At 50.8% G+C, this 18,014-nt stretch carries 16 protein-coding genes, 2 tRNA genes and 2 rRNA genes; 10 read left to right on the top strand and 10 right to left on the bottom strand.

Annotated features, from left to right (window positions below):
- From AACU94_RS16925 to dkgB, 4 genes are all read left to right on the top strand, one after another.
- Positions 1-151: ribosomal RNA gene (locus tag AACU94_RS16925) — 23S ribosomal RNA — on the top strand; the annotation flags it as partial.
- A 101-nt stretch (positions 152-252) separates the two neighbouring features.
- Positions 253-368 (top strand): 5S ribosomal RNA (gene rrf / locus AACU94_RS16920).
- A 54-nt stretch (positions 369-422) separates the two neighbouring features.
- Positions 423-499, top strand: a tRNA-Asp gene (locus AACU94_RS16915).
- A 162-nt stretch (positions 500-661) separates the two neighbouring features.
- Complete coding sequence (dkgB, locus tag AACU94_RS16910; RefSeq protein ID WP_135489853.1) at positions 662-1,465, top strand: 2,5-didehydrogluconate reductase DkgB; 804 nt, start codon at positions 662-664, stop codon at positions 1,463-1,465.
- Here the strand turns inward: dkgB and yafC are convergent.
- Complete coding sequence (gene yafC / locus AACU94_RS16905; protein ID WP_135489851.1) at positions 1,462-2,376, bottom strand: DNA-binding transcriptional regulator YafC; 915 nt, start codon at positions 2,374-2,376, stop codon at positions 1,462-1,464. The two genes, dkgB and yafC, sit on opposite strands and share 4 nt — an antisense overlap.
- Before the next feature lie 240 nt (positions 2,377-2,616).
- On the opposite strand from yafC, the gene AACU94_RS16900 reads away from it, so the two are divergent.
- A complete protein-coding gene (locus AACU94_RS16900) occupies positions 2,617-3,417 on the top strand; it encodes an endonuclease/exonuclease/phosphatase family protein (protein WP_089628352.1) in 801 nt (266 codons plus the stop codon).
- A 76-nt stretch (positions 3,418-3,493) separates the two neighbouring features.
- Positions 3,494-4,264, top strand: coding sequence for a class I SAM-dependent methyltransferase (locus AACU94_RS16895; RefSeq protein ID WP_130224082.1), 771 nt, complete (start codon positions 3,494-3,496; stop codon positions 4,262-4,264).
- Positions 4,265-4,311: 47 nt separating this feature from the next.
- Here the strand turns inward: AACU94_RS16895 and mltD are convergent, their stop codons facing one another.
- Both mltD and gloB read right to left on the bottom strand, forming a co-directional pair.
- Complete coding sequence (mltD, locus tag AACU94_RS16890; RefSeq protein WP_130218530.1) at positions 4,312-5,670, bottom strand: murein transglycosylase D; 1,359 nt, start codon at positions 5,668-5,670, stop codon at positions 4,312-4,314.
- 71 nt (positions 5,671-5,741) lie between these two features.
- Positions 5,742-6,497, bottom strand: coding sequence for a hydroxyacylglutathione hydrolase (gloB, locus tag AACU94_RS16885; protein ID WP_135489849.1), 756 nt, complete (start codon positions 6,495-6,497; stop codon positions 5,742-5,744).
- 33 nt (positions 6,498-6,530) lie between these two features.
- Between gloB and AACU94_RS16880 the strand changes: the two genes are divergently transcribed.
- On the top strand, positions 6,531-7,253 hold the full coding sequence (locus tag AACU94_RS16880; RefSeq protein WP_130224088.1) for a class I SAM-dependent methyltransferase: 723 nt from the start codon (positions 6,531-6,533) through the stop codon (positions 7,251-7,253).
- On the opposite strand, the gene rnhA is transcribed toward AACU94_RS16880, so the two are convergent.
- Positions 7,250-7,717 carry a ribonuclease HI gene (gene rnhA / locus AACU94_RS16875; protein ID WP_000917883.1) on the bottom strand — a complete coding sequence of 156 codons (468 nt, stop codon included), beginning with the start codon at positions 7,715-7,717 and terminating at the stop codon, positions 7,250-7,252. The two genes, AACU94_RS16880 and rnhA, sit on opposite strands and share 4 nt — an antisense overlap.
- A gap of 64 nt (positions 7,718-7,781) precedes the next feature.
- Here rnhA and dnaQ point away from each other — a divergent pair, with 64 nt between their 5' ends.
- Complete coding sequence (gene dnaQ / locus AACU94_RS16870; protein WP_001366128.1) at positions 7,782-8,513, top strand: DNA polymerase III subunit epsilon; 732 nt, start codon at positions 7,782-7,784, stop codon at positions 8,511-8,513.
- A 132-nt stretch (positions 8,514-8,645) separates the two neighbouring features.
- Positions 8,646-8,722, top strand: a tRNA-Asp gene (locus AACU94_RS16865).
- A gap of 150 nt (positions 8,723-8,872) precedes the next feature.
- Here AACU94_RS16865 and AACU94_RS16860 read toward each other — a convergent pair.
- Genes AACU94_RS16860 through tagK form a run of 6 tightly spaced genes read right to left on the bottom strand, consistent with a single transcriptional unit; the run spans position 8,873 to position 15,043 of the window.
- Positions 8,873-9,922 (bottom strand): type VI secretion system protein TssA, encoded by a 1,050-nt coding sequence (locus AACU94_RS16860; protein WP_131162117.1) that lies wholly within the window; start codon positions 9,920-9,922, stop codon positions 8,873-8,875.
- Positions 9,923-9,932: 10 nt separating this feature from the next.
- Entirely contained in the window at positions 9,933-10,928 is a 996-nt protein-coding gene (tssG, locus tag AACU94_RS16855; RefSeq protein ID WP_135489847.1) for a type VI secretion system baseplate subunit TssG, read from the bottom strand.
- A complete protein-coding gene (gene tssF, locus AACU94_RS16850; RefSeq protein WP_135489846.1) occupies positions 10,925-12,808 on the bottom strand; it encodes a type VI secretion system baseplate subunit TssF in 1,884 nt (627 codons plus the stop codon). Before tssF ends, tssG begins: the two co-directional genes overlap by 4 nt.
- A 15-nt stretch (positions 12,809-12,823) precedes the next feature.
- Positions 12,824-13,318 carry a type VI secretion system baseplate subunit TssE gene (gene tssE, locus AACU94_RS16845; RefSeq protein ID WP_130209743.1) on the bottom strand — a complete coding sequence of 165 codons (495 nt, stop codon included), beginning with the start codon at positions 13,316-13,318 and terminating at the stop codon, positions 12,824-12,826.
- On the bottom strand, positions 13,315-14,145 hold the full coding sequence (locus AACU94_RS16840; RefSeq protein ID WP_130218518.1) for a type VI secretion system accessory protein TagJ: 831 nt from the start codon (positions 14,143-14,145) through the stop codon (positions 13,315-13,317). The genes tssE and AACU94_RS16840 overlap by 4 nt, the downstream gene beginning before the upstream one ends.
- Positions 14,132-15,043: a type VI secretion system-associated protein TagK gene (gene tagK / locus AACU94_RS16835; protein WP_135489844.1), complete on the bottom strand. Its 912-nt coding sequence runs from the start codon at positions 15,041-15,043 to the stop codon at positions 14,132-14,134. Before tagK ends, AACU94_RS16840 begins: the two co-directional genes overlap by 14 nt.
- A 331-nt stretch (positions 15,044-15,374) precedes the next feature.
- Between tagK and tssH the strand changes: the two genes are divergently transcribed.
- On the top strand, positions 15,375-18,008 hold the full coding sequence (gene tssH / locus AACU94_RS16830; protein ID WP_135489843.1) for a type VI secretion system ATPase TssH: 2,634 nt from the start codon (positions 15,375-15,377) through the stop codon (positions 18,006-18,008).
- Positions 18,009-18,014: the final 6 nt, after the last annotated feature.

Raw genomic sequence — 18,014 nt, 5'->3', positions numbered from 1 at the left:
ATCTAAGCACGAACTTGCCCCGAGATGAGTTCTCCCTGACCCTTTAAGGGTCCTGAAGGAACGTTGAAGACGACGACGTTGATAGGCCGGGTGTGTAAGCGCAGCGATGCGTTGAGCTAACCGGTACTAATGAACCGTGAGGCTTAACCTTACAACGCCGAAGATGTTTTGGCGGATGAGACATCGATAAGTAAGCTTGATACAGATTAAATCGACAGGTCAGAACAGGACATGTTGATAAAACAGAATTTGCCTGGCGGCCGTAGCGCGGTGGTCCCACCTGACCCCATGCCGAACTCAGAAGTGAAACGCCGTAGCGCCGATGGTAGTGTGGGGTTTCCCCATGCGAGAGTAGGGAACTGCCAGGCATCAAATAAAGCAGTAAGCCGGTCATAAAACCGGTGGTTGTAAAAGAATTCGGTGGAGCGGTAGTTCAGTCGGTTAGAATACCTGCCTGTCACGCAGGGGGTCGCGGGTTCGAGTCCCGTCCGTTCCGCCACTTATTAAGAAGCCTCGAGTTAACGCTCGAGGTTTTTTTTCGTCTGTATTTCTATTATTGCCAAAATCGCAAAAATCCTCTGCGTTTTACGCCCTTTTTCCGCAACAGTCTAAAGCTCATAATCACCTTAGTTAACGAAAATAGCATTAAAAGAGGCATATTATGGCTATCCCTGCATTTGGTTTAGGTACTTTCCGTCTCAAAGACGACGTTGTTATTTCATCTGTGAAAACGGCGCTAGAACTTGGTTATCGCGCAATTGATACCGCACAAATCTATGATAACGAAGCTGCAGTAGGTCAGGCGATTGCAGAAAGTGGCGTGCCACGTCATGAACTCTACATCACCACTAAAATCTGGATTGAAAATCTCAGCAAAGACAAATTGATCCCGAGTCTGAAAGAGAGCCTGCAAAAATTGCGTACTGATTATGTTGATCTGACGCTAATCCACTGGCCGTCACCAAACGATGAAGTCTCTGTTGAAGAGTTTATGCAGGCGCTGCTGGAAGCCAAAAAACAAGGGCGGACTCGTGAGATCGGTATTTCCAACTTCACGATCCCGCTGATGGAAAAAGCGATTGCTGCTGTTGGCGCTGAAAACATCGCCACCAACCAGATTGAACTCTCTCCTTATCTGCAAAACCGTAAAGTGGTCGCTTGGGCGAAACAGCACGGCATCCATATTACTTCCTATATGACGCTGGCTTATGGGAAGGCCCTGAAAGATGAGGTTATTGCTCGTATCGCAGCTAAACACAATGCGACTCCGGCACAAGTGATTCTGGCGTGGGCTATGGGGGAAGGTTACTCAGTAATTCCTTCTTCTACTAAACGTGAAAACCTGGCGAGTAACCTTAAGGCACAAAATTTACAGCTTGATGCCGAAGATAAAAAAGCGATAGCCACACTGGATTGCAACGACCGCCTGGTTAGCCCGGAAGGTCTGGCTCCTGAATGGGATTAAGTCTCTCTGACAGCTCCTCCGGGAGCTGTTTTCACATGCTCGCTAAGGAAATCGATAAAAGCCCGGATGCGCGTACTTACCGCACGGTCGCTGTAATAGACTGCACTGAATGGCATTTCCACTGGCAACACTTTATCTGCCATTAACTCCACCAATTCTCCGCGAGCGATTTCTCTGTCGATCATATAGTCGGACAAACACGCAATCCCGTTGCCACTCAGGCAAAGCTGTTTCAGTGTTTCCCCACTATTGGATGACAAACCGTACTCCACCTCATGTAATTGTCCATCACTACAGGCTATCGGCCAGGTATTGAGGGAAGCGGGTTCAGTGAATCCCAGGCAAACATGTTGCTTTAAATCGTCGATCGTTTCTGGCTTCCCGTAGCGGGAAATATAATCGGGGGAGGCGATAATTTTTCGATAACTGTTAAATAATGGCCTGGCACGTAAGCTGGAATCCGTTAACGTACCGGCGCGTATCGCGACATCCACTTTTCTTTCGATCAAATTAATAATCGTTTCGGAGGAGACTAGCGATAAAGTGACTTCCGGATAGCGTTCACGAAAAGGCTTAATCAACGGCATCAGAAAGTGCAGCACCACTGGAGTTGCGGCATCGATCCGTAACAGTCCACGCGGTGTATTACGCGTCTCCATAATTTCTGATTCTGCCGCTGCCATCTCCTGCAAAATTGACTGTACGCGACGAAAATAACGCTCGCCTTCTTCCGTCAGGCTAAGTTGTCGCGTGGTCCGATTAAGCAGGCTAACGCCTAGTTTCATCTCCAGCTTTTTCACCGCCCGGCTTATCGCTGAGTTTGCTTGCCCTAATTGTTCCGCTGCCCGGCTAAAGCTGCCGCTTTCGACGACCGAAACAAAAATGGCGAGTTCTTCCGACGTGGCTTTCATTTTTGCTCCTGTTGCAAAATAGAAGAGATATTTTGAATTTATTTGTCATTAAACCATCAGGATACGTGATATGTCATCCGATTTAATGATATCTATAAAGAGTAAAATTCAGCCTGGTGTAAGTACTTGCTTACATAACAATCTACAATTGCTCGTTGAAAGAGTGAGCTAAAATCCCTATAACAGTAGAACCCTCCTGAATGCGGAAGGGGTGACGTAATCGAGGTTTCAAAGTCAAAAGTGCGAAAAAACACCTATGCCATGCGCTATGTTGCCGGACAACCTGCGGAAAGGATTTTACCGCCGGGGTCTTTTGCGAGCATTGGCCAGGCATTACCGCCCGGCGAACCGTTAAGTACCGAAGAGCGTATTCGGATCCTGGTGTGGAACATATACAAACAGCAACGCGCTGAATGGTTGTCGGTATTAAAGAACTACGGCAAAGATGCACATCTGGTGTTATTGCAGGAAGCGCAAACAACGCCAGAGTTAGTACAGTTTGCGACTGCTAACTATCTTGCTGCCGATCAGGTACCCGCTTTCGTGCTGCCGCAGCATCCTTCCGGTGTCATGACCCTTTCGGCGGCGCATCCCATTTATTGCTGCCCGTTACGTGAACGTGAACCTATTTTACGTCTGGCGAAATCAGCGCTGGTGACGGTCTACCCATTACCTGATACCCGCCTGTTGATGGTCGTCAATATTCACGCCGTCAACTTTAGTCTGGGCGTAGATGTTTACAGTAAGCAGTTGCTTCCTATTGGCGATCAGATTGCCCATCACAGCGGCCCGGTCATTATGGCGGGAGATTTCAATGCCTGGAGCCGTAGAAGGATGAACGCGTTATATCGCTTTGCGCGGGAAATGTCGCTGCGCCAGGTGCGTTTTACCGATGATCAGCGCCGTCGGGCGTTTGGTCGCCCGCTCGATTTTGTTTTCTACCGTGGTCTGAACGTCAGCGAAGCTTCTGTACTGGTTACGCGCGCTTCCGATCACAATCCGCTACTCGTTGAATTCAGTCCCGGCAAGCCTGATAAATAAGGTATGTCAGGTCTGCCACAGGGCAGACCAACGTTTGGCGCTGCCCTTTATACTCAAACAACAAAAGGACAGCGCAATGACAACACAATCCCACCATGACCACGTAGAAAAGCAGTTTAGCTCGCAGGCCAGTGAGTATTTAACCAGTACCGTACATGCATCCGGGCGAGACTTACAGCGCCTGGCGGTGCGTCTGGCTGATTATCCTGATGCAAGTGTACTTGATATGGGCTGCGGAGCAGGGCATGCCAGCTTTGTCGCTGCGCAAAACGTGAGCACGGTGGTGGCGTATGACTTATCTGCCCATATGCTGGATGTCGTGGCACAAGCTGCCGAAGCCCGGCAACTGAAAAATATCACCACCCGCCAGGGATATGCCGAAAGTCTGCCATTTGCCGATAACGCATTTGATATTGTTATCAGCCGTTATTCTGCCCATCACTGGCATGATGTTGGTGCAGCACTGCGTGAAGTGAATAGGATATTGAAACCCAGCGGTAGGCTGATTGTGATGGACGTAATGTCTCCGGGTCACCCAGTGCGCGACATCTGGTTACAGACGGTAGAAGCATTACGCGATACCTCTCACGTACGAAACTACGCCAGCGGTGAGTGGTTGACGTTAATCAATGAAGCCAATCTGATAGTTGATAATTTAATTACAGATAAGTTACCACTGGAATTTTCTTCATGGGTCGCCAGAATGCGTACGCCAGAAGCGTTAGTAGATGCTATTCGCATTTACCAACAGAGCGCATCGACAGAGGTGAAAACGTACTTTGCCTTGCAGAATGATGGCTCTTTCACCAGTGATATCATCATGGTAGAAGCACATAAAGCGGCATAAATAAAAAAGGCACCGGGGGAATCGGTGCCTTTTTATTATCTGGTTTGTCAGGAATCTGGCATGTTGTTGTTTTTCACAAACAACGTCAGCTTATCGCCTGGTTGCAGATTCGCAGTGTCGCTGTTCCAGCGCATCACATCTTTGATGTTCACGCCGTGGCGTTTAGCAATGCTTGAAAGCGAATCGCCTTTGCGCACACGATACGTAATGCTATCGCTGTTGTTTGCCAGTCGCTGTGCGCTACTACCTGCGCCAATCGTCAAACTTTGGCCTGGTTTCAGCTTAGATCCGCGCAATTTATTCCACTGCTGCAAATCTTTGGTGCTTACGCCGAGACGTGAAGCGATACTTGAAAGCGTGTCGCCAGAACGAACGGTGTAAACACGACTGTTAAGCGGCGTATTGTCGGCAACCAGTGTCGACTGTACAGCAGCAATTTCGCCGGAAGCCAGAGATTCACGCAGTTGATCTGCATGCTTCTTTGGCACCATCACGTACTGCGGACCACTTGCGCCCAGCGTGGAGCCTTTTACACCAGCGTTGAATGTCTTCAGCTTGCTGACGGAAATTCCCGCCATATCTGCAACCTTCGCCATATCAACCGGGCTACTCAGGTGTACACGCGCCAGAGCACGGCTTTCATCGGTCGTCGGCAGACGTACACCATAACGTTTGCTGTTTTTGAGAATATCGCTCAATGCCAGCATTTTAGGCACGTACTGCTTCGTTTCCTGCGGCAACGGTAACGACCAAAAGTCCGTGGATTTCCCACGTGCTTTGTTCGTTTTAATTGCCTTCATGACCCGACCTTCGCCGCTATTATAAGCCGCTACGGTCAAAAGCCAGTCGCCGTCAAACATCTTGTTCAGACGTTGCATCATGTTCAGCGCGGCGGTTGTTGAAGCAACAACATCGCGACGCGCGTCATAAGTGCGAGTCTGTTTCAAACCATAATTGCGCCCCGTGCTCGGAATGATCTGCCAGATGCCTGCGGCATTGGCGCCAGACGTCGCGTGAGGATCAAAAGCGCTCTCCACTATGGGTAGTAGTACCAGTTCCATAGGCATGTTACGTTTTTTAACTTGCCCGGCGATCCAGTACATATACGGCTCTGCCCGTAAAGTTACATCGTGGAGATAGCTCTTATTGCGTAAATATTTCTGTTTCTGTTCGCGAATCCGGTCATTTTCCGGAATTCCCATCTTTAGCTCGTCGCCAATGAAAGCCCACAAGTCACCATCTGGCGCGATAGACGTCCCATCGTCCATCCATCGTGCCTGACTTGTAAACTTTGCTGCTTCCCCTTGACCAGCTGCAGAAAGGCTCTGTGCGTGCTGTTGGACGTTACCGGTACTCTGGCAACCCACGAGCAGGACAGAGGCGAGTAATATCGCTTTTGCCTTCATGTGTGTGTCAATAGTTGCTTAAAAGACGACCGATCATAACGGCGAACGAAGCCGATGACAAGAAAGTTTTATCAGAATCTATCTTTCTTTGACCTTAACCAGGCAAAACGCTCCTCAGGTTGTTGCAATAATGTTTCTTTATTAATTACATTAATTAAATCAATATCTTCTGTTCTTAAAAAAACATTAATTTTCCGCTCATTTTTGAGAATAACGGGGAGTGTAATTTGATTTTTTGCCCGTAACTCAATAACTTTACGATAATAATCATTTATGGACAAATCGTGCGGAAGAATACTCAAGGCAAACTTCATATTTGATAAAGTATATTCATGAGCACAACATACCAGTGTATCGTCAGGTAGAGCACTTAATTTTTTAAGTGATTGATACATTTGATAAGCTGTACCTTCAAATAATCGCCCGCAGCCACCAGAGAAAAGAGTATCACCGCAAAATAGATAAGGATTACTGAAGTAACAGATATGTCCTAAAGTGTGACCTGGTGTAGCAATTACACTAAATTCATGCCCCAAAACGAAGGCAGTATCACCATCTTTGACTACCTGCGTTGTTCCCTTATCTTGTGTCTCTTGTGGACCGTAGACCACAATTTGCGGAAACTTTTCCACCAGTTCTTTTACGCCGCCAACGTGATCGTGATGATGGTGGGTGAGAAATATGGCCTCCGGTTGCCAGTTATTGGCGGCAATGGCCTTTACTACCGGCTCCGCTTCTCCAGGATCGACAATCAGGCAACGGCCTGCTTCATCATTCAAAACCCAGATGTAATTGTCATCAAAGGCAGGAATACTGTTAAGATTCATATATTACCTCTCAGTGTGAAACGGAAGGTTGTGATGAAACCGGCAAGGAACCCTCAAACAGTCGTGGCTCCTGATTGCTGGGGCGATTTGCCCTGGGGAGAGCTTTATCGCAAGGCGCTGGAGCGCCAGCTCAACCCATGGTTCACGAAAATGTATGGTTTTCATCTGCTTAAGATTGGCAATTTAAGCGCAGAAATCAATTGCGAAGCGTGCGCGGTTTCTCATCAAGTGAATGTTTCTGCGCAAGGAATGCCCGTACAGGTGCAGGCGGACCCACTTCATCTTCCTTTTGCCGATAAATCCGTCGATGTTTGTTTACTGGCGCATACGCTGCCATGGTGCACCGATCCGCATCGTTTGTTGCGTGAAGCCGATCGGGTATTGATTGATGATGGCTGGTTGGTCATTAGTGGCTTCAATCCCATCAGTTTAATGGGATTACGTAAACTTGTGCCAGTCTTGCGAAAAACATCGCCTTATAACAGCCGGATGTTTACCCTGATGCGGCAACTGGACTGGCTCTCTTTGTTGAATTTTGAAGTGCTACACGCCAGCCGTTTCCACGTTCTCCCGTGGAATAAACATGGTGGAAAACTATTGAGCGCGCATATTCCTGCGCTTGGTTGCTTACAACTTATCGTTGCCCGGAAACGGACTATTCCTTTAACGCTCAACCCGATGAAACAGAGCAAAAACAAACCGCGAATTCGCCAGGCGGTCGGCGCCACCCGGCAATTTCGTAAACCACAGGCTTAAACTTCGACTTGGTAGCCTGTATCTTCCAGTGTGGGATTCATTGCCGCGGCACGAGCCAGTTCATCGCAACGTTCGTTTTCTGGATGACCGGCATGGCCTTTTACCCATTCCCATTTGATTTGATGCTGCCCCAACGCGGCATCAAGACGTTGCCAGAGATCGACATTTTTTACTGGTTTTTTGTCTGCTGTTTTCCAGCCACGTTTTTTCCAGTTATGGATCCACTGGGTGATCCCCTGGCGGACATACTGGCTGTCGGTACTCAAAATGACTTCGCAATGTTCTTTTAACGCCTCCAGCGCGACAATAGCGGCCATCAACTCCATACGGTTGTTGGTGGTGCGGGTGTAGCCAGCGCTAAAAGTTTTTTCGCGTCCACGATAGCGTAAAATAGCACCGTAACCCCCAGGTCCAGGATTACCCAGACACGAACCATCGGTGAAAATTTCTACCTGTTTAAGCATCTCTGGTAGACTTCCTGTAATTGAATCGAACTGTAAAACGACAAGTCTGACATAAATGACCGCTATGAGCACTGCAATTACACGCCAGATCGTTCTCGATACCGAAACCACCGGTATGAACCAGATTGGTGCGCACTATGAAGGCCACAAGATCATTGAGATTGGTGCCGTTGAAGTGGTGAACCGTCGCCTGACGGGCAATAACTTCCATGTTTATCTCAAACCTGATCGGCTGGTGGATCCGGAAGCCTTTGGCGTACATGGTATTGCCGATGAATTTTTGCTCGATAAGCCCACGTTTGCCGAAGTAGCCGATGAGTTCATGGACTATATCCGCGGCGCGGAGTTGGTGATCCATAACGCAGCGTTTGATATCGGCTTTATGGACTACGAGTTTTCGTTGCTTAAGCGCGATATTCCGAAGACCAATACCTTCTGTAAGGTCACCGATAGCCTTGCGGTGGCGAGGAAAATGTTTCCCGGTAAGCGCAACAGCCTCGATGCGCTATGTGCTCGCTACGAAATAGATAACAGTAAACGAACGCTGCACGGGGCATTACTCGATGCCCAGATCCTTGCGGAAGTTTATCTGGCAATGACCGGTGGTCAAACGTCGATGGCTTTTGCGATGGAAGGAGAGACACAACAGCAGCAAGGTGAAGCAACAATTCAGCGCATTGTACGTCAGGCAAGTAAGTTACGCGTTGTTTTTGCGACAGATGAAGAGCTTGCAGCACATGAAGCCCGTCTCGATCTGGTGCAGAAGAAGGGCGGAAGCTGCCTCTGGCGGGCATAAATACCTGTGAAAGGCGCTAAAAATAGCGACTTGGGCGATTTTTGCAGCAAACGATTCAAAAGATGAGAAAAATCGTTGACGAAGGCTGAGGCAATCCGTAATATTCGCCTCGTTCCCAAAGGAACACAACATGGAGCGGTAGTTCAGTCGGTTAGAATACCTGCCTGTCACGCAGGGGGTCGCGGGTTCGAGTCCCGTCCGTTCCGCCAATATTCAGAAAGCCTGAGTCAGTAATGATTCAGGCTTTCGTCGTTTTAGCCTTCAGGAGAGTTTGTTGCCCCTGAAGGCAAATAGATATAATCTAAAAAACTGTCACATCATATATAATGACCAGCTATTATAAATTCTGGCCATTTCTGTTATTCCAACGCATCCCATTTCTCCAGTAATTCTGCTGGAATTTCATTTATTACTTCCGAGAAGCGTTTTCCGACCAGGCGCTCTGCCTGACGCAACAAGGGAATAGTCGGACTGCTCGGCTCGCTATACTCAAACCAGCGACGTATAACTCTCAAACGTTCCAGCGCATCGTTCCGGTCGCTAATTTGCCTTTGTTCTGCGCAGACCTTTCCGGTCTTTTCAGCAGGTATATCTTCGAGTGGTGCAACATACTCTGCCTGTGCCGTTTCAGTATTATTGATGGAGACATGCTCCGGAAGAACAGCCAATGTTTCCTGTGATGGGATCTCTGGCGTGGTTGATTGCACCGCTCCCGGTAACAGAGTCAGCAGTTGCGTAAGCCGCGAAAAGTCCGGAGCATGGTCATTCAGCATTTTACGCGCATGGCGTTGCAGTCGCTCAGTGTTTTCAGCGGCCTGGCGAAAAGCGTCTAGCGGCAGTACACCGCGAGCTTCCAGATCGGCCAATTGCTGACGTACCGATTCCGGCGCCAGGGCATCCGCCGGGCGTGATGCAGACAACGAGCGTTCCACATCTCGTACCTGGAGGCGCAAAGCGGCATTATTTGACAGCGTAATGCCTCGGATATCCGCCATTACGCCTTCGTGGTCCAGCAACGCCGATAGTGCGTTGCTGCGCGCCACTGCCGCATCTTCGGCGGTGATATCTTCAGTTGCAAGCAGTTGTGGATGGATGGTATCCGGGTACAAGCTGCACAGCGTTTCGAGTTGCGTGAGTGCCTCTGCCAGTCCTCTGGCTCCGGCCTGCTGGATACGGCAGCGCAGTAGAATCACCAGGATTCGGATATCTTTGCTTCGTGTCAGCAGGCGGCGAGCGTCTCGCTCGAGTTCTGCCCAGTTAATGGTTTCCGGCGTACTGACAAAATCGCCATATTGCGCTTCTTCACGCGGTGCAGCGCGGGTGAACAGCAGCAGGTATTCCGGATCATATTCCAGATCCGGGCCACAGGGGCGTTCGGCCGAAATAGGGTCTGACAGAGATGTATCCATTAAATTATCCTTAGTGCGCCAGATAGTGCTCAGGTTCGAAAATCATGCCTGTCACCGGATCGTCGTGCATGGCTTTTCCAGCCCAGGCGGTCCAGCCTAACTGATATGGGCCGCCGGTAACGGCAGGAGGAGCGGCGTGTGGTTTTAGCTGTAGCTCAATTTCCCAGCAGTATTCAAACCCGGTAAAGGCGCGAACCAATTCCGTCAATACGGGCAGGTTGTTGCCGCCAGGCAGGAAGCGTTGATAATCGGCCAGCGTCAGTGGGCCAATCACCAGTCTGAACTTATACTGCATGTCCGGTACGGCCTGACCGATGAGTGCGCCGTTGCCAATGATGGAAGAAAGGGCTGATGTCCCCAGCCGGGTAATTTCATCATCTGCCACGGGTATCCAGTGCAGGACATATTCCTGTATCCGGAAAGGCACGCCGAAATAGTGCGCCAGCGTGGCAGCCAGCCCGTCTGGATTGCGTGATTCGCGCGCCAGATGAGCCGATGCCGCCAGGCGAACGTGATCCGGTAGCGGGCTGTCTACACTTTCTCGCAAATCTTGCCCGCTGAGGCTGGCGATATAAAAGGCAAATCGGTCATATTTCGGTTTATCCAGACCACCTCCAGCTGACTGGGCGCTGCGCCAGGCCTGATAAAACTGGGTCAGCCAGCGGTGATGAAAAAGGTCAGTAAAACAGGTTAGCGTCGGATCGCGGTAGCTTTCGGTCCGGTTACGCGCCAGCTCGGTGTAGTGCAGCGGCAGCGGGCCATTCGGCCCCCACAGCCCGAGGCTGTACAGACTGACGTGCAGGCGGCCTTCCTGCCAGCTTACGCTGGCGATTTCCCGTGGTGCAAAAGTCAGCGCAGGTGTTTGCCCGAGGCGGAATTTTTCCATTCGTGGCTGCCAGGCACTACCTGCAGGGACGGTACACAACTTTACATTCACGCGGCGCATCAGGTTCAGAAAACCGTAACGCCAGGGCATTCCCTGCGCCTGAGTGAAATCGTCGTTCATACACTTCCCCGCTGTCCGGCTCTGACCGGCCAGGTCATAATTTTGCCGCGCTGCATACTGTGCAGCGTCATCTGCGAGAAGGTATTAATGGAAACATGACGGGCGATATAGTGTTCCAGCACCAGGCCGAACAGATACGGACTGATGCCAGAAAAACCTTCCTCATCCACCGTCAGCTCACAACAGACGCCACGACCATAGACCAGCAGCCCGGAACCCGGCAGACGGCGGGTGACCGGCGTTGTTTTGCAGCCAATCAGGCTGCGTACCTGTCGTGATTGCGGACTGTCATGCGCCGGAATAAACAGGTTAAGCAGATCGCGTAGCGCTTGACCGCCGGTACGGTGATCCAGATCGGCCAACGGCAGATAATTAAAGGATAACTGGCGGATCAACCGCCAGGCCATTTCACGTTCCGCCAGTGGATGCTGCGGCGGACGAGGCGGGCGAATAAGTCCCACGCCCGCCACCGGGATGGCCGCATCCACGGTCAGATCGTCCCAGCCATTGCGTGCAATAAGGCAGGGGAGATCGCGGTTGGTGACCATGGCCGTGATGGTGATATGGCGCAGATTTTCCGGGTATGGCGCTTCATATTGGTCAACCAGTGACAGGAACACTTCCGATCCCGTATAGGGGGTGCGGGTGCCGTAGCGGCGGGCGTTTTCCGACAACCGACGCGGCTCCCGGCGCAGGGAAAAATAGCGCCCGTGGTTGCCTTCATCGTTATTGCGGGTGTGGTAGAGCGGGCGAAAGGTCATTTTCCGTGTAGTGTCGGTTTCCAGCCCTTCCACTTCCTGGACCGAGAACACCTCATAATCCAGTGGATGGGTCCTGTCCACCACAAGGTGCTGCTCTGTCGAGCTGTGGGTGACGTCGATTCGGGCGGTGACGCGGGGAAAAAGGTTAACAACCGGGGTGCAGAACAGGCTGAACTGTGACGCATTTGTCTGGTGGATCAGCCAGTCCGGTGGCAGGTGGTTTAGTAAGATCACAATCTCCGCCACGCCGCCGTTAATTTTCTGTAACCCGGCAGACAGACCTGCCGGGGTGAAAAAATAAAAGCGTTCCGGACATGCAAAATATTCATGCAGCAGGTTATGACCGTGAAATACGTTCCAGGCCAGTGGCAGCAGTCCCTGACCTGGTTCCAGCCCCTCGTAGGTAACTGGCTGTTTCAGATTTACATCCAGTACGCCGTCAAAATGACCCGGAACGCCTGCCAGTGTGGCAATGGAACTGGTATGCAGAAGTTCGAACAAGTGAGAGGCTGTGCGTTCCTCGCCGCAGAGATATAGCGGCAGCCTGTCCAGCCCGGCAAGTTGGCTAAACGTCAGTTCACCGAAGGTGCGCAGAGTAATACGCAGCGCACCGGCGACATGAATGTTGGTAGGTAGGTAGCGATGCAGAGCTGGCATATCCGGTGGAGCGGCGGTCAGGCGCACCTCTTCGATGGTGAGCGGCCACAGCGTCACATCCTGGCTGCTGCGAAACTGGCAGGCGGTACTTTCCCCTTCCGGAATGGCGGAAAAAAAAGCGGTGTCGCGTGGGACGGTGAATCCCTTTGCCAAATCGCCTTCTTCCGGATCGGGATGCAACTGTGCCATGCTCATTGAGGGCGTGGGAGTAACATAATTGGGGCTGACGACCTCCAGCAGGCGCTGGGTGAAACGCGGAAATTCAGCGTCAATTTTAAGCTGCGTACGGGCAGTCAGGAAGCTGAAGGCCTCAACCATCCGCTCCACATACGGATCGGCAATATCCGTTCCCTGCATTCCCAGCCGGGCGGCGACTTTGGGATGACGTGCGGCAAATTCGGCTCCCGTTTCACGCAGGTAGCTCAGTTCGCGGTTATAGTATTCCAGTAGCCGTGGATCCATCGGTCACCCTCTATATTAAAAAAACGTAATGCGGCTCTGTTCCATATCCAGCGCGCTGCGTACCCGGAATGCCGTCGGATACGGCTGCGTAAGGATTTCGCCACGAATTTCAAACTGTAATGTGTTATGGCCACTCTGGCGTTGTTCATCCTGTAGTGGAATTATTTGCAGGGTGGATGCTTTCAGCCGGGGTTCAAATCGAGTAATCGTGCGTAAAATAGCCCTGCGGATATCGTCCCACTTGTGTTCATACAGAAAGCTGCCTGCCAGTGGAGGCAGGCCGTAGTTCAGAACAGAAGCTGCCGCCTCTGGGTAGCGAGTGGCATCAATATCATCTTCATGACTGACGGTGTTGAGTAAAAATGATAAATCCCGGCGGATGATCTCCTTGAACTGGACTGAACTGACGCTGATATCGTGATCGCGCTTCTGCTGCGGGGCATCGTCACAAAGTCGATCAAACAATGTAGGCATCAGGTGGTTGCTTTGGCGCAAGCGAGAGGCGCTCATGCGTCACTGCTTTTGGGTGTATTAAAGGTACAAGAGGTCATATCCAGCAGGCTGATATCGCCGTGGCTGGTGAGCCACATTTTTTGTCCTAACGCCGTAACCAGAGTTTCTCCTGGCCCATCCTGCCAGGTGGTTTCCCGGCACAGACGCAAGGCGTCAGCAGCGCTTTCAGAACCACTGTAGCGAGGAAACAGCCAGGCGCTGTGTGTGTCGCCGTTGTGAAGTGTGATATTGACGGGTTTCCAGATTAGATCTGTCAGATTAGCCGGCAGGGGGGATTTCAGTGAACGAATTTGCGAAAATGGCAGCCAGATATACACGCCACCAGCGACCAGTTCCAGCACCGGGCCGGTACGCGAGTCACTGTCGCTTATCCAGTCGAATACGCCGCCATTCCACTGCCCGGTGGTGTCTGTTATAGCTTCAAGCGCGTGGCTGCGGTTGGCATCGGCTTCCTGCACTTCGCCGCGGGCGTTACAGGCGAGAGCAGCCAGTAAATCCTCCATCCAGGCGAGTGGTGGGAGAATAAAACCGGGACGCTGTTCGCCCTGAAAGCAGGAGTGACGGTATATTTCACAGCGGATCAGCTCGCCAAATACCTGTGCCTCGCGAGCATAATTTGCGTCCACTCGGGCGCACAGTTGAATTTGTTGCAGCGCCCGCGACCAGTCACCGATTGCGCACAATAACTGAAACAGGCTGTGCCGACGTGAAGCCTGTGCCGGGTGCATCTTTACCTGGTGTTCCGCCAGTTGAATGCCCTCCGCCACGGAATAGTCTCGCAGCAGCGCCGACAAGGTAGCCGGTAGCACGTTATTGTTTGTCATGAGTGATATCTCCGTGTTGTGCCGGGTTTATCCGGTAATGGCTGTCAATGCCGATGACACGGTGCTCTCGCTGCGTCAGATCGGGCAGAATGGCGTTATGCACTGCCTCCGGTTTGTATTCAGGAGAAAGCAGATGCAGGATATCAGGAGGAGTCTTTTTGGTAGGCCAGGTAGTTTCTCCTTCACCGGTGGCATCCAGTACATCGAGAATAGCGTCAATACTTAACCCGCCAGTGACCATATCCTGTAATGTATCGGCTTCAGTGACCAGATCACGCAATGAAGACAGCTCCTGCGTGCCACCCTCTCCATTAAGGGGGAAAGGATCGGCATGACGATGAATATCTTGTTCAGGAGACAACAACGCCTGGCGGTATTCCTGATAAAGCAAGGTTAGTGGGGTATCTGAATCTGGGGTGCCTTCAGTAGCGACTGCGCCATGAACCGGAATAATATCGAACGGATTTTGCTGCTGCTGTTGTTGTCGAAACCAGTCGAGATCGAGATATTCGGTTATTGTTTCAGGCGAAATGACAGGTTGCAGTGCCGTTTTTTTCTCGCATGGCTCAGGAGACATCGGATTGTCCCGGACTAGACACCAGGAAGATAACCCCCATTCAATCAGGTCCCCTTCATTCAGGCGCATACGGTGATGTGGCTCCACAATCAGGTCATTTACCGTGCAACAATATTCATCGGACAGATTGATTATCCACCATGCCTCTTCGTGGCGAGTCAGGCTGAGAGCAATCTTTGTATCCTCACCCACATCAAAAACAGGGCTCCATGGCGCTTTGACTGTGAAGATAATCTGTGTTCCTGCAGTGGCGTAAATGGTGCCATCGGTAACGCCGTGCCCCTGTATTTTTTGCAGTCCCCAGGTAATAATTTGTTTCATTACGTATCACTGTATAGAGTGTTTTTTTAATAGAGTATTTATTTTTATTTTTTAGATAAGTAACGCTGATTAATTTGCTTTATCAATATTAATTTTCTCGTAAATATATAATGGTGATTATTGTTGATATATATTCATGATATGAATTCAATTAACTTCTTGTATTGAAAATCATCATAAAAAAGATACTAACCGTTATATTACATTGCATTCTGTGATATGCATCATTGTTTCAATCTGAGATTTTGATAATTCTATTAATTAGAAATTTTAATCGGTACATTTATATTTATGTATCATTTATATGTTTTTACATCATTAGGTGTAACAGATGGACACTCCTGTTTCACGCAGTGCACTATATGGAAAGCTAACAAGACCTTTATTTCGGTCTTTAGAATCTGCGACAACGTTCTGTAAATTGCGCGCTAATCCTTATGTCGAACTGATACATTGGTTGCATCAGCTAATACAACAACCAGAGAATGATATTCACAATGTACTTCGACATTACCAAATAACATCTGCTGATGTTGAGACGGCGTTAATTCAGCAATTGAATATATTACCTTCCGGCGCGAGTGTAATTAGCGATTTTTCCCACCACATCGATCTTTCTGTTGAGAAAGCCTGGATGTTGGCAAGTATCCGCTTTGGTGATCAAAAAATTCGTAGTGGTTGGTTACTACTTGCCTGGTTAACCACACCAGAATTATATCGAGTGTTAAAAAAGATCTGTGCGCCACTAGCTGCGCTGCCGGTAGATGAATTGTTAGATATTCTTCCATCTTTAATCACATCATCTCCTGAAATAACAGAAATGCCATATGACGGTTCGGATTTGAATTCTGCTGTTCCGGGGGAAGCAAGTCAGGTATTTCCGAGCGAATCAGCCGGGAGCAAATCCGCATTGGCGAAATACTGCCAGGACATGACTGCACTGGCGCGTGAAGGTGGTATCGATCCGGTCACCGGTCGCGGGCACGAGATCCGTACCATGACGGATATTCTACTGCGTCGTCGCCAGAACAATCCCCTGCTAACCGGTGAGGCCGGCGTTGGGAAAACGGCAGTGGTGGAGGGATTCGCGCTGGCGATTGTTAAGAGTGAAGTGCCGCCTTCATTGCGTAATGTACGGCTGCTGTCGCTGGATGTCGGGGCGTTGCTAGCCGGGGCGTCCATGAAGGGCGAATTTGAATCCCGTCTGAAGGCGCTGCTGGAAGAAGCTGCGCGCTCACCGCAGCCGGTGATTTTGTTTGTCGATGAAGTTCACACCCTGGTGGGCGCTGGTGGTTCATCCGGTACAGGTGACGTCGCCAACCTGCTGAAACCGGCGCTGGCGCGCGGCAGCCTGCGCACCATCGGCGCAACCACCTGGAGTGAGTACAAACGGCATATTGAGAAAGATCCAGCATTGACCCGGCGTTTTCAGGTGTTACAGGTCGCAGAGCCGGAAGAGGTTGCAGCTGTTGAGATGGTCCGCGGGTTAGTCAACACGCTGGAAAAACACCATGACGTCCTGATCCTTGATGAGGCCGTGCGCGCCGCTGTACAGCTTTCTCACCGTTACATTCCTGCCCGGCAGCTACCGGATAAGGCCATTAGTCTGCTGGATACGGCGGCGGCCCGTGTGGCGTTGTCGCTCCATACCCCGCCTGCGAAAGTCCAGTATTTGCGTCAGCAGCTCAACGCTGCCGAACTGGAGCGGGAGTTGTTATTAAAGCAGCAAAAAATGGGTATCCGCGCAGAGCGGGGCGACACACTGGCGACACGGATCGCATCATTGAATACAGACCTTTCTGACACCGAAGAGCGCTGGCAGCAGGAACTGGAGTTGGTTCATACCTTACAAAAACAACGTTCAGCAGAACCTGACGAGCATGACGAAACCGCGTTGCAACAGTCGGAAGTGGCATTAAGAGGTTGGCAGGGCGAAAACCCCGTCGTTTTCCCGGAAGTCAATGCGGCAGTAGTCGCCGCCATTGTCTCCGACTGGACCGGTATTCCCGCCGGCCGCATGGTGAAAGATGAAGCCAGCCAGATTCTGGAACTACCCGCACGTCTGGCGCAGCGTGTTACCGGACAGATGGACGCGCTGGCACAGATTGGCGAGCGTATCCAGACCGCGCGGGCGGGTTTAGGTGACCCGCGTAAACCAGTAGGGGTATTTTTACTTGCCGGGCCGTCTGGTGTCGGTAAGACCGAAACCGCGCTGGCGTTGGCGGAATCTATCTACGGTGGTGAGCAGAACCTGATCACCATCAATATGAGCGAGTTTCAGGAGTCGCACACCGTCTCCACGCTGAAGGGGGCTCCGCCCGGCTACGTGGGCTATGGCGAAGGTGGCGTGCTGACGGAAGCCGTACGCCGTCACCCCTGGAGTGTGGTGCTGTTGGATGAAATTGAAAAAGCCCATCACGACGTCCACGAGTTGTTCTACCAGGTATTCGATAAAGGAGCGATGGAGGACGGCGAAGGTGTTCACATCGATTTCAAAAATACCACGTTATTGTTGACTACTAATGCTGGGGCGGAACTTATCAGCCAACTCTGTGAGGATCCGGCGCTGATGCCCGATTCGGCAGGGTTAAAAGAGGCGTTAATGCCAGAGTTACGCAAACACTTCCCGGCGGCTTTCTTAGGGCGTGTGACGGTTATTCCTTATTTACCGCTGGATGAGACGGCGCGTGGTGTTATTGCCCGCCTGCATCTTGGCAGATTGATGGATCGGATGGCGGAGCAGCATGGCGTTTCACTGGTTTATGGCGATGAACTGATTACGCATATTGTGTCGCGCTGCCCGATGCACGAAACCGGCGCTCGTTTGCTAATCGGCTATATCGAACAACATATCCTCCCACAACTGTCCCGATACTGGTTGCAGGCGATGACAGAGAAAACGGCCATCACGCAAATCCGCATTCGTGTTGATGACGATGAACAGGTTATTTTTGAAACGGATTAATGGAGC

This window comes from Escherichia sp. E4702 (genome assembly GCF_963883545.1).
Classification (GTDB): domain Bacteria; phylum Pseudomonadota; class Gammaproteobacteria; order Enterobacterales; family Enterobacteriaceae; genus Escherichia.
This window is presented reverse-complemented; position numbering and strand designations above follow the sequence as displayed.